The sequence below is a fragment of the Rhizobium sp. R86522 genome, from assembly GCF_042466255.1.
GTDB lineage: Bacteria > Pseudomonadota > Alphaproteobacteria > Rhizobiales > Rhizobiaceae > Allorhizobium.
This window is the reverse complement of record NZ_JAXHBX010000001.1, coordinates 4,026,334-4,038,622: the sequence shown is the minus strand read 5'-3', so window position 1 is coordinate 4,038,622 and position 12,289 is coordinate 4,026,334. Positions and strand designations below refer to the sequence as shown.

At 61.5% G+C, this 12,289-nt stretch carries 11 protein-coding genes and 1 tRNA gene; 10 read left to right on the top strand and 2 right to left on the bottom strand.

Annotated features, from left to right (window positions below):
* Window positions 1–6: 6 nt before the first annotated feature.
* Window positions 7–1,191: a VWA domain-containing protein gene (locus SJY08_RS19535; protein WP_377277702.1), complete on the top strand. Its 1,185-nt coding sequence runs from the start codon at window positions 7–9 to the stop codon at window positions 1,189–1,191.
* A gap of 46 nt (window positions 1,192–1,237) precedes the next feature.
* Window positions 1,238–2,248, top strand: coding sequence for an aldose epimerase family protein (locus tag SJY08_RS19530; RefSeq protein WP_377277700.1), 1,011 nt, complete (start codon window positions 1,238–1,240; stop codon window positions 2,246–2,248).
* Window positions 2,249–2,356: 108 nt separating this feature from the next.
* Here SJY08_RS19530 and SJY08_RS19525 read toward each other — a convergent pair.
* Window positions 2,357–2,431 (bottom strand) — tRNA-Gly (locus SJY08_RS19525).
* A 275-nt stretch (window positions 2,432–2,706) separates the two neighbouring features.
* Between SJY08_RS19525 and SJY08_RS19520 the strand changes: the two genes are divergently transcribed.
* From SJY08_RS19520 to SJY08_RS19505, 4 genes are all read left to right on the top strand, one after another.
* Entirely contained in the window at window positions 2,707–3,210 is a 504-nt protein-coding gene (locus tag SJY08_RS19520) for a prolyl-tRNA synthetase associated domain-containing protein (protein WP_054149808.1), read from the top strand.
* A 66-nt stretch (window positions 3,211–3,276) separates the two neighbouring features.
* Window positions 3,277–4,251 (top strand): thioredoxin, encoded by a 975-nt coding sequence (gene trxA, locus SJY08_RS19515; RefSeq protein ID WP_054149807.1) that lies wholly within the window; start codon window positions 3,277–3,279, stop codon window positions 4,249–4,251.
* 86 nt (window positions 4,252–4,337) lie between these two features.
* The gene (locus SJY08_RS19510; protein WP_377277697.1) at window positions 4,338–5,015 is read left to right on the top strand and encodes an LON peptidase substrate-binding domain-containing protein; all 678 of its coding nucleotides are present in this window, start codon (window positions 4,338–4,340) and stop codon (window positions 5,013–5,015) included.
* 3 nt (window positions 5,016–5,018) lie between these two features.
* Window positions 5,019–5,216 (top strand): Trm112 family protein, encoded by a 198-nt coding sequence (locus SJY08_RS19505; protein WP_054149805.1) that lies wholly within the window; start codon window positions 5,019–5,021, stop codon window positions 5,214–5,216.
* A gap of 37 nt (window positions 5,217–5,253) precedes the next feature.
* Here SJY08_RS19505 and SJY08_RS19500 read toward each other — a convergent pair whose 3' ends face one another.
* Entirely contained in the window at window positions 5,254–6,564 is a 1,311-nt protein-coding gene (locus SJY08_RS19500; protein WP_377277695.1) for a ubiquinone biosynthesis hydroxylase, read from the bottom strand.
* Between SJY08_RS19500 and tesB the strand changes: the two genes are divergently transcribed.
* The 4 genes from tesB (at window position 6,552) to SJY08_RS19480 (ending at window position 12,244) form a co-directional block, all read left to right on the top strand.
* On the top strand, window positions 6,552–7,436 hold the full coding sequence (tesB, locus tag SJY08_RS19495) for an acyl-CoA thioesterase II (protein ID WP_300890238.1): 885 nt from the start codon (window positions 6,552–6,554) through the stop codon (window positions 7,434–7,436). The genes SJY08_RS19500 and tesB overlap by 13 nt on opposite strands.
* Before the next feature lie 215 nt (window positions 7,437–7,651).
* Window positions 7,652–8,002 carry a P-II family nitrogen regulator gene (locus SJY08_RS19490; protein WP_040299273.1) on the top strand — a complete coding sequence of 117 codons (351 nt, stop codon included), beginning with the start codon at window positions 7,652–7,654 and terminating at the stop codon, window positions 8,000–8,002.
* A gap of 27 nt (window positions 8,003–8,029) precedes the next feature.
* The gene (locus SJY08_RS19485; protein WP_069042778.1) at window positions 8,030–9,391 is read left to right on the top strand and encodes an ammonium transporter; all 1,362 of its coding nucleotides are present in this window, start codon (window positions 8,030–8,032) and stop codon (window positions 9,389–9,391) included.
* Between the two features lie 201 nt (window positions 9,392–9,592).
* On the top strand, window positions 9,593–12,244 hold the full coding sequence (locus SJY08_RS19480) for a DNA translocase FtsK 4TM domain-containing protein (protein ID WP_377277692.1): 2,652 nt from the start codon (window positions 9,593–9,595) through the stop codon (window positions 12,242–12,244).
* Window positions 12,245–12,289 lie beyond the last annotated feature (45 nt).

The following is a 12,289-nucleotide window of genomic DNA, read 5'->3' as shown; positions in this document are numbered from 1 at the left end:
CATCCGATGTTCCTGCCGTTTTTTCTGCGTCTGAAAGAAGAGAAGGTTCCCGTGACCCTGCGGGAATACCTGGCGCTGCTCGAAGGCCTGCAGTCAGGTCTGGTCGACTTCGATCCGGAAGGTTTCTACTATCTCGCCCGCACCACCCTGGTGAAGGACGAGCGCTTCATTGATCGCTTCGACCGGGTTTTTTCCGAGATCTTCGGTGGCATCCTGAGTGAGGGTGCGGCTGATGGCGTCGATCGGCAGACGATCCCCGAAGACTGGCTGCGCAAGATCGCCGAAAAACACCTCTCCGACGAGGACAAGAAGCTGATCGAGGCGCTTGGCGGCTTCGACAAGCTGATGGAAACGCTTAAAAGACGGCTGGCAGAGCAGAAGGAGCGCCACCAGGGCGGCAACAAGTGGATCGGCACGGCCGGCACCTCGCCCTTCGGTGCCTATGGCTACAATCCGGAAGGTGTACGCATCGGCCAGGAGGAAAGCCGGCATCGGCGCGCGGTGAAGGTCTGGGACCAACGCGAGTTTCGCAATCTCGACGACCGTGTCGAACTCGGCACCCGCAACATCAAGGTCGCGCTTCGACGGCTGCGCCGCTTTGTGCGCGAGGGAGCTACGGAAGAACTGGATCTCTCCGGCACCATTCGCTCGACCGCAGAGCACGGCTATCTCGACGTGAAGACCCAACCCGAGCGACGCAATGCCGTGAAGTTGCTGATGTTCTTCGATATCGGCGGCTCGATGGACGACCATGTGCGCGAGGTTGAGGAACTGTTTTCCGCTGCGCGTTCGGAATTCCGGCATATGGAGTATTTTTACTTCCACAACTGCCCCTATGAGCGCGTCTGGAAAGACAATCAGCGCCGCCACGCCGATACCATCCCGACATCCGACGTCATCAGAACCTTCGGCTCCGACTACCGGCTGATCTTCGTCGGCGACGCCGCGATGAGCCCTTACGAGGTCACCCATCCCGGCGGGTCAGTCGAGCACTGGAACACGGAAAGCGGCGCGGCCTGGCTGGCGCGATTGACCGATCATTTCCGCCGGCATCTCTGGATCAATCCGCTTCCGCAGGCGAACTGGGACTATACGATGTCCGTCGGCCTGATTCGCCGGCTGATCGGCGACCGGATGTATCCGCTGACGCTGGGCGGCCTGGAGGCGGCAGCCCGCGAATTGGCGCGATGACCGACAGAAAAAAGACTTTGATGAATTCAGGCGAGGAAACGACAGGATGACGAAGACGATATTCGGCGTGATGCCCACGGGCGAGGCGGTCGAGAAGGTGGTGCTGAAGGGTGGGGGCCTTACGGCATCGATCATCAGCTTTGGTGCAGTCCTGCAGGATCTGCGTCTGGAGGGACACGATGCACCACTGGTGCTCGGCTTCGAGGATCTCGCCGGCTATCTCGACCATTCCCCCTATTTCGGCGCGACACCCGGACGCTGCGCCAACCGCATCGGCGGCGGGCGCTTCACCCTGGATGGCGTCGACTATCAGCTCGAGCTCAACGAGAAGGGGATCTCCCATCTGCATGGCGGTTCTGATGGCATGGGCCGACAGAACTGGACGATCCTCGATCATGGCGGCGATTTTGTCGTGATGGAGGTGACCGATCCGGACGGTCGCGCCGGCTATCCGGGGACCACGCGCACCCGTGCGAGTTTTGCGCTGAAGGACAGCGGCACCTTCTCTGCCCTCTATGAAACAGTGACCGACAAGCCGACGATCGCCAATGTCTGCCACCACGCCTATTTCAATCTCGATGGCCGTGCGGACATCCTCGGCCATGATCTGATGATCGCGGCCGATCACTTTACGCCGGTCGACGAGCGGCTGATCCCCACCGGAGAAATCAGGCCGGTCGAGAACACTGCCTTCGACTTCCGTGAGATGCGCCCGATCCGCCTCGAAGTCGATGGCGCGCAACTCGGCTATGACCATAATTTCTGCTTCTCGAGCAGCCGGGTCGCCAAGCGCAGTGTCTCCCTGGCGCGCAGCGTCAATTCAGGCGTGACCATGGAGATCCTGACAACCGAGCCTGGCGTGCAGTTCTATGCCGGCGGCAAGGTATCGCCGGCTGTTCCCGGCCTCGACGGCCGGCGCTACGGCGCTTTTGCCGGCTTCTGCATGGAAACACAGGTCTGGCCGGACGCGATCAACCATACGAATTTCCCGAACGCGGTACTGCGACCTGGCGAAGTCCTGCGCCAGGAAACGGATTACGTCTTCTCGAAAGCCTGAATGAAGAAAACCGGCTGCGGGGCAACCTGCGGCCGGTAACGCGTTGCAGCGACCACGGCGCAAAGGCGCCACCAATCCCACGACGTCAATCAATGTCCGAAGGAAGAATGGAGCGGGTGAAGCGATTCGAACGCTCGACCCCAACCTTGGCAAGGTTGTGCTCTACCCCTGAGCTACACCCGCTCATAACCTCGATCCTGGGGTAGTGTCTGGATCGTGGGCCGTCCGTCTTGCGGCGACGGGCGCTATATGGCCCAACCGATTTTCAAATGCAACAGGGAAATGACGGATCGGCGCGAAAAAAATTCGACAAGGGCACAACGACCTGAGAAAGCTCAGCTTTTCCGGGCTTTCGCGGCGTACGAAAGATTGCGAAACGTCGGTCCTGGACCTATTGCTGAGGTGGAAATCCGATAGTGGGAGCTCAAGGCCCCGGACGATTCAGAGTGAGAACAGCCATGACGACAGCCAAAACCGCCGAAGACCTCTTTCGTTTCCTCGACGAACTCGGGATCGCACACAAGACGAAGACCCACCCGCCGGTTTTCACCGTCGCTGAATCGGTCTCGCTGCGCGATGAGATCCCCGGCGGCCATACCAAGAACCTGTTCGTCAAGGACAAGAAGGACAACTTCTTCCTGCTGACGGTCGAGGAGAATGCATCGGTGGACCTGAAGACGGTGCACACGATCATCGGCGCCGCCAGCAAGGTGTCTTTCGGCAAGCCGGAAAAGCTGATGGAATATCTCGGCGTCGTTCCGGGCTCGGTGACGGCCTTCGGTGCGATCAACGACACGGACAAGAATGTCACCTTCGTGCTCGACAAGGATCTGATGGAGCATGACATCATCAATTGCCATCCGCTCTCCAACGACGCGACGACCTCGATCGGCCGGGACGACCTCATCCGCTTCATGGAGGCAACCGGCCACACGCCGCTTGTCTTGAAAGTCTCGGGCTGACATACGATCTTAACGGCAATGACGGCAGCCTCCCCAAAGGCTGCGAAACAGGCGGGAGATGCGAGAATGAGCGACTACGGCAACCCTTACGGCAGCTACGGCAACCAGACCATGACGGCCAAGGCGGAGTTCGGTGGCGCTCCTCAAGGCACGCCCCCAGCAGGTGACCTGATCAAGGACACGACGACAGCGAACTTCGCCCGCGACGTCATGGACGAATCGCGCAACCAGCCGGTTCTCGTCGATTTTTGGGCCCCCTGGTGCGGTCCGTGCAAGCAGTTGACCCCCATCATCGAAAAGGCCGTCAACGAAGCTGGTGGCCGCGTCAAGCTCGTCAAGATGAACATCGACGACCATCCGTCGGTCGCCGGCCAGCTTGGCATCCAGTCGATCCCCGCTGTGGTCGCCTTCGTCAATGGGCGCCCGGCTGATGGCTTCATGGGCGCGCTGCCCGAGAGCCAGGTGAAGGCCTTCATCGACAAGGTGGCAGGTCCGGCCGGCGCCGATCAGGCAGCCGAGATCGCGGCCGTGCTCGAAGAAGCCGCAGGCTTGCTTGTAGCTGGAGACATCGATGGTGCCGCACAGCTGTTTGCCGCGATCCTCCAGGCCGACCCCGACAACACAAAGGCGATTGCCGGCCTCGCTGAATGCATGATCGGCGCCAACCAGCACCAGCGCGCCCGTGAACTGGTCAGCCAGTTGCCCGAAGATCTGGCCAAGGCCGCCGAAATCCAGGCCGTTCTCACGCGGCTGGATCAGATCGACGAGGCACGCAAGCTCGGTGATCCCGTGGCGCTGGAGCACACGCTGTCGCTGAACCCCGACGATCACGAGGCGCGCTTGAAGCTCGCCAAGATCCGCAATGTCGAAGGTCGCCGCGAGGAAGCCGCAGAACATCTGCTGCTGATCATGAAGCGCGACCGCACCTTCGAGGACGATGGTGCGCGCAAACAGCTGCTGCAATTCTTCGAGGTCTGGGGGCCGAAAGACCCGGCCACCATCATGGCGCGGCGCAAACTCTCGTCGATCCTCTTTTCGTGAGCCGCCGCCGGCCTTGAGTTTTGGCCGGCGCGACCCAGATAGAAGCAGGAAAGAACGCCGGAATTTTCCGGACAGGATGTGCTTCGATGCAAGTGGGAAATGCCCGATATCTGACGGCTGCGGACCTCCCCGAGACGGTCCCAGTCTTCCCCATCTCCGGTGTGCTGCTGCTGCCGGGTGGTCAGCTGCCGCTCAACGTCTTTGAACCGCGTTACCTCGCGATGCTGGATGCGGCACTCTCCGGCAATCGACTGATCGGCATGATTCAGCCGGCGATGTCGGAGGTCCAGGCCAACATTCTGCCCGAGCGCCCACAGCTGGCGCCCGTCGGCTGCCTTGGCAGGATTACCTCCTTCAACGAAACCGGCGATGGCCGCTACATCGTGTCGCTGGCAGGGGTGTGCCGTTTCCGGCTGATGGACGAGGTGACGACCAGCAAGCCCTTCCGCAGCTTCCAGATCGCACCTTTCATCGCCGATCTGAGTTCGGCGGAAGACGAGGGACAGGTCAACCGTACCGGCCTCCTGGCGGCCTTCAAGGCCTATCTGGAGGCGAACAAGCTCGAAGCCGATTGGGAAAGCGTCGAGCGGGCATCGAACCTGACGCTGGTAAATTCCCTGTCGATGATGTCGCCGTTTGGCCCGCCTGAAAAACAGGCGCTTCTGGAGGCGCCCGACCTCAAGACGCGTGCCGAGACCCTGATTGCGATTACCGAAATTGTCCTCGCCCGGACCTTCGGTGATGCCGATACCATGTTGCAGTGACCCATGGCCGATAATCCGACCAGCCTCATCGATCCGAAGATGCTCGAACTTCTGGTCTGTCCTCTGACGCAGGGCACCCTGAAATGGGACCGGGAGAAGAGCGAGCTCGTCTCCGAGAAAGCGCGTCTTGCCTACCCCATCCGCGACGGAATACCGATCATGCTGGTTTCGGAAGCCCGCAAGCTGGAGATGCCCGCCTGAGCGGGCCTGCCCCTTTACCAGATCCGGAAATGAGCGCTCAGATGCTCTGGCCGCCTAGAAGGCGCGGCCCGGCTTGCCCGGATGTGCCCGCAGCTTCGCGGATGAAATAGTTCTTCAGGCCCGGGATACGATCAACGACGCCAAGGCCGAAATCGCGCAGCACCCGGATCGGTGTGACATCGTTCGAGAACAGCCGGTTCAACACATCCGTTGTGACACCCATGCGGAACGTGTCGAAGCGCCGCCAGATCTGGTAGCGCTCGAGCACATTGACCGAGCCGATATCGAGACCCAGGCGGTCGGCCTCGACGATCGTCTCCGCAAGTGCCGCGACGTCCTTGAAGCCGAGATTGAGACCCTGGCCGGAGATGGGATGGATGCCATGCGCCGCGTCGCCGGCAAGCGCCAGACGCGGCGCGATGAAGGCGCGGGCAAGGGTCAGACCGAGCGGGAAGGCCCGACGGTCCGGCGTCGCACGGATGGTGCCGAGCTTGTGGCCGAAGCGACGCTCGAGCTCAGCCTCGAACAGCAGGTCGTCGGAGGCGACGAGCCTGTCGGCATCTTCCGTGCGCTCCGTCCAGACAAGTGACGAACGGTTACCCTTCAGCGGCAGGATGGCAAACGGACCGGCCGGCAGGAAGTGCTCCTCCGCCACGCCGTCATGCGGCCGCTCGTGCTCCACGGTGGTGACGATGCCGGATTGGCCATACTTCCAGGTGACGGTCTTGATGCCGGCGAGATCGCGCAGCTTGGATCGCACGCCATCGCAGGCAATGACGAGGCGTGACGAAACGACGCTGCCATCCGAGAGCGTCAGTTCGGCACTCGGTCCGGTATCGCGAAAGCCGGTTGCCCGCAGTCCATGCCGGATGCTTATACCGCGTTCCTCGCAGGCCTGGCGCAACGCGGCGACCATGCTGACATTCGGAATCATGTGCGCGAAGGGCTGACCGTCTTCGACGGCACCATCGAAGGTCAGGAAGACCGGGCGCACGGGATCGGACGTTTTCGAATCTGTCACGATCATCCGGTTGATCGGCTGCGCATCCGGCTCGATCTGGTCCCAGAGCCCGAAAACATCGAGCATCTTGGTCGCAGCCGCAATGATCGCCGAGGCCCTCGGGTCCTTCTTCCACGCGTCCTCGGGCGCCGCTTCGACAACCTCGACGGCGAGATGCGGGGCCGCCTGCTTGATTGCGACCGCAGCGGAAAGACCGACATAGCCACCGCCGACGACGAGCACATCCAGCATGGCAAATTCCTTTGTTCTTGTAGACCTGATGACACCTATATAGATCAGCCTTGAACGGGTGCCTATAAGCGGAGCAATGCAATATGTCGCAGCCATCAGGCCAGACCAAACCGATGCAAGACCTGATCGAGCGTCTCGATCTGGAAAAGCTGGAGGAAAACCTGTTTCGCGGCAGCAGTCCGCAGAACGGCTGGCAGCGTGTGTTCGGTGGCCTGGTCATCGCACAAGCCCTGATGGCGGCACAGCGCTGCGTCGACCCCGACCGCATCGTCCATTCGCTCCATGCCTATTTCATGCGCCCAGGCGATCCCTCCATCCCGATCGTCTACCAGGTCGAGCGCATCCGCGACGGCTCTTCCTTCACCACCCGCCGCGTTGTCGCGATCCAGCATGGCAAGGCGATCTTTTCCATGTCGGCCTCCTTCCAGATCGAGGAACCGGGCTTTGACCACCAGGTGAAGATCCCGAACGTCGCCGCACCGGAACAGCTGATGGGCGAAGCGGAGTTTCGCGCCGCCTTCCTCGCCCAGGCACCGGATACGGTGAAGAAATACTGGGGCCGCGAACGGCCGATCGAGATCCGCCCGACATCGCTGACCCACTATCTGTCCCGGGAGAAACTGGAACCGGAGGCCCATATCTGGGTGCGCGCATCAGGCCTCGTTCCCGACGACAGGCACTATCAGGCGGCAATCCTTGCCTATCTCTCGGACATGACCCTGCTCGACACCTCGCTCTATGCGCACGGCACCTCAATCTTCGACCCCGAACTGCAGGTCGCGAGCCTCGACCACGCCATGTGGTTCCACCGTCCGTGCCGGCTGGACGACTGGCTGCTCTACACGCAGGACAGCCCCAGTGCGGCAGGCGCGCGTGGCATGACCCGCGGCAGCATCTTCACACGTGACGGAAGACTGGTTGCCTCGGTGGCTCAGGAAGGGTTGATCCGCAAACGGGCAAATGACTAGATTTAAGCCAATCGCGATATTCTGCACAATTTATGTGCGCCCATTGCGCATTCATTTGCCTGTTTATTGGCTGCGTTTTTCATAGTCTTTAGATTTCAATAACTTATAGGCAATTCTGAATCTGGCACGCCTTTTGAATGTCATTGACCAGTCGCTGCGCGAATGTTGCTGCGGGCGGCAAGGAGAGTCGGCTCCGAGCCGAGGACAAGCAAAGGATGGGAAACCAGATGAAGATTGTGATGGCTATCATCAAGCCGTTCAAGCTGGACGAGGTACGCGAGGCCTTGACGGCTGTGGGGATCCAGGGCCTGACCGTGACCGAGGTCAAGGGCTATGGACGCCAGAAGGGGCACACTGAAATCTACCGCGGCACCGAATACGCCGTCAGCTTTCTGCCGAAACTGAAGATCGAGATCGCAGTCTCGTCCGAGCTTGCCGACAAGGCCGTCGAAGCCATCGCTTCGTCCGCCAAGACCGGCCAGATCGGCGACGGGAAGATCTTTGTCTACTCGATCGATCAGGCCGTGCGCATCCGCACCGGCGAAACCAATACCGAAGCGCTGTAAGAGCGGCTGTAAGGGGAGTTGTTACTGATGTCATTTGCCAATCTGAATTCCAATCTCGTGCGCCTTGGCGCCGCGTCCGCAGCAGTGCTGGCGCCGGTTGTCGCCTTCGCGCAGGAAGCAGCGCCTGCTGCAGCCGAAGCAGTTGCTGCGGCTCCGGTTCCGGACAAGGGCGACACCGCCTTCATGTTCCTCTGCACCATCCTCGTCCTGTTCATGCTGATCCCGGGCCTGGCTCTGTTCTATGGCGGTCTGGTTCGCGCCAAGAACATGCTCTCGGTTCTGATGCAGTGCACCGTCATCGGTTCGACCGTGATGCTCGCCTGGGTGATCTACGGTTACTCGTTCGCATTTGGCGGCTCTGAAAACGCCTATTTCGGCGGCTTCGCCAAGCTGTTCCTCTCGGGCGTCACGCCGGAAAGCACGGCAGCCACCTTCTCTGATGCCGTCATTCCGGAATACATCTTCATCATGTTCCAGATGACGTTCGCCGCCATCACGCCGGCCCTCATCGTCGGCGCCTTTGCGGAACGCATCAAGTTCTCCGCAGCTGTGCTCTTCTGCCTGCTCTGGGTCACCGTGGTCTACTTGCCGGTCGCTCACATGGTCTGGGATGCCAACGGCCTGATCTTCGGATGGGGTGCACTCGACTTCGCTGGCGGCACCGTCGTTCACATCAATGCCGGCGTGGCTGGTCTGATCGGTGCGATCATGCTGGGCAAGCGCACGGGCTATGGCAAAGACATGATGGCTCCGCATTCGATGACGCTGACGCTCGTCGGTGCAGCCATGCTCTGGGTCGGCTGGTTCGGCTTCAACGCAGGTTCCAACCTCGAAGCCTCTGGTGGCGCCATGCTGGCGACCGTCAACACCTTCATCGCAACCGCAGCCGCTGTCGTCTCCTGGTGCCTGGTTGAAACCTTCACCCGTGGCAAGGCTTCGATGCTCGGCGCAGCTTCCGGCATGATCTCCGGCCTCGTTGCGATCACCCCGGCAGCCGGCATCGCCGGCCCGATGGGCGCCATCGTCATGGGTCTCATGGTATCGCCGCTCTGCTACTTCTTCGTCGCCGTTGTGAAGAACAAGTTCGGCTATGACGACACCGCAGATGTGTTCGGCGTTCACGGTATCGGTGGCCTCTTTGGTGCCATCGCAACCGGCGTCTTCGCATCGGCTTCGCTGGGCGGCATCGGCTACGCTGAAGGCGTTACCATGGGCGGCCAGGTCATGACCCAGATCTATGCTGTCGTCGTCACCATTCTGTGGTGCGGCATTGGCTCGATCATCCTCTACAAGCTGGTCGATCTGATCGTCGGTCTGCGTGTGCCGGTTGAAGCCGAACGCGAAGGCCTCGACCTCGCCTCGCACGGCGAAGCTGCCTACCACAGCTAAGATCCCTCGGATCCTTGCGGTTCAAATGCGGCAGCGCCCGGGTCTCATCACCCGGGCGTTTTTTATCGGGAATTGACGACGGCTCCCTGTCACGCATGGTTAATGCAGCATTAACCCTCGATCCTGTAGTCTAGCAGCTGGCGATCTCCGTCTTGGGCGGGGATCAATGTGATCACCGGCAACAGGACGGACAGAGACCCCATGAGCAGAAGCCATTCAGCAACGCTTCCGGAGCACTCGACGCGCTCGGCGTTGTCAGCCTTCCTGCTGCGCCAGATCCTGGCACTGACCGGCTTTGGTCTGTTTCTTCTTCTCGTGCTCGCAGTTGCGGCGCTCGCCACCTGGAACGTTTCGGATCCGAGCCTCTCCTATGCGACGGACAATCCGCCGACGAACATTCTCGGACTGTCCGGCGCAGTCTTTGCCGACCTGATGATGCAGTTCTTCGGGCTCGGCAGTCTTTTGGCGCTCCTGCCGGTCATGGCCTGGTCCTTCGCCCTCATCGGCGGACGCCGAGTGACCCGCATCCCGGCCCGCCTCGGTGCCTGGGTTGCAGGTGCCCTGGTGGCGGCAGCCGCCGTCGGCTGTTTTCCGCCGCCGCAGACCTGGCCCCTGCCGAGTGGAACAGGCGGCGTGCTCGGCGATCTCATTCTGCGCTTTCCGGCACTCTTCATCGGCGCCTATCCGACGTCGACATTCGCCATGATCCTGGGTGCGGTACTGGCCCTGCCGGCGACCTGGCTGATGCTATTTGCGGCCGGCATCGTCGGCAAGGCCGTCGAGCCGGCGGATGACGAGGAGCCGGTCGCGCCGCTCGTCCGCGCCAAGCCGAAGACACCCGTCTTCGAAGACGATGAGGAAGACGACGAACGCGAAGGCCCGATCGCTCTTGTCATGGGTGCGCTAACTCACAACTGGTACACGACGCGCGCCCGCGTCCGACGCCTGTTCGGATTGACCTCCAGCGATCGTCGCGAGCGCGATTTCGAACAGCCCTATGATTTCAACGATGACGAATTCGGGACACTCAACGAGCCGGTGCGCGCCAAGGCACCACCGCTCAATGCTCGTGTTGAACCCTCCCTGGATGGCGCACCTCTGCGCCCGACCGGCCGCTCGATCGTATCCCCGCCGCCCATGTCGGCTGGACACTTCGATGACGACGAAGACGATTTCGGTCTCGACGATCTGCCGCGGCCGGCCGGCATCCTTTCCGACGACGGCGTGCGATCAGCGCCGGCAAAGGCTGCCGGAGCCTCGCCGCGCGTTGCGGCACCCGCAGCACGGCCCAAGCCGGGCGCCCGCATGGAGCGCGACGCGCAGGGATCCTTCCTGCGTCCCGAAGGTTTCCAGCTGCCGTCCGTCCATCTTTTGGCCGAGCCGCGCGCCATTACACGCGACGCCACGCTGTCTGCCGAGGCACTGGAGCACAATGCCCGCCTGCTGGAGGGTGTTCTCGACGACTTCGGCGTCAAGGGCGAGATCATCCATGTCCGGCCAGGCCCGGTCGTCACGCTCTACGAGCTCGAGCCGGCACCCGGCATCAAGTCGTCGCGCGTCATCGGCCTTGCCGACGACATTGCACGTTCGATGAGCGCAATTGCCGCCCGTGTCGCCGTGGTCCCCGGTCGCAACGCGATCGGCATCGAACTGCCCAACCAGACGCGCGAGACCGTTTACCTGCGTGAATTGATCGGCTCCCGCGACTTCGACGGCAACAAGGCAAAGCTTGCCATGGCGCTCGGCAAGACGATCGGCGGCGAACCGGTGATCGCCGATCTCGCCAAGATGCCGCATCTGCTCGTCGCCGGCACCACCGGTTCAGGTAAGTCGGTCGCCATCAACACGATGATCCTGTCGCTCCTCTACAAGATGACACCGGAGCAGTGCCGCCTGATCATGATCGATCCGAAGATGCTGGAACTCTCCGTCTATGACGGCATCCCGCATCTTCTCTCTCCCGTTGTCACGGATCCGAAGAAGGCCGTGGTTGCGCTCAAATGGACCGTCCGCGAGATGGAAGAGCGCTACAAGAAGATGTCGAAGATCGGCGTTCGCAACATCGACGGCTTCAACGCCCGTGTCGCCCAAGCGCTCGAAAAGGGCGAGGTCCTGACCCGCACCGTGCAGACCGGCTTTGACCGCCAGACGGGCGAAGCGATCTACGAGACGGAAGAATTCGACCTGCAGCCCCTGCCCTATATCGTCGTCATCATCGACGAAATGGCCGACCTGATGATGGTGGCCGGCAAGGACATCGAAGGCGCCGTGCAGCGGCTTGCACAGATGGCCCGTGCAGCCGGTATTCACGTGATCATGGCAACCCAGCGCCCATCGGTCGACGTCATCACCGGTACGATCAAGGCCAACTTCCCGACCCGTATTTCCTTCCAGGTGACGTCGAAGATCGACAGCCGGACCATTCTCGGCGAACAGGGGGCCGAACAGCTACTCGGCATGGGCGACATGCTCTACATGGCCGGTGGCGGGCGCATCCAGCGCGTCCACGGCCCCTTTGTCTCCGACCATGAGGTCGAAGAAATCGTTGCTTACCTCAAGACACAAGGGTCACCGCAATATCTCGAAGCGATCACCGTCGACGACGACGAGGATGGCGAAGATGGCGGCGGTCCTATTGGAACCGGAAACCTCGGCGAATCGGATGACCCCTATGATCAGGCGGTCGCCATCGTGCTGCGTGACGGCAAGGCGTCGACCTCCTATGTCCAACGTCGTCTCGGCATCGGCTATAACCGTGCCGCCTCCCTGATCGAGCGCATGGAGAAAGAGGGCATCATCGGCCCTGCGAACCATGCCGGGAAACGCGAAATTCTGGTGCCGACCGAAGAGTAGGCACCAATCGGTTCTGGGATGGAACAAGCGGACGTGCGGACGAGT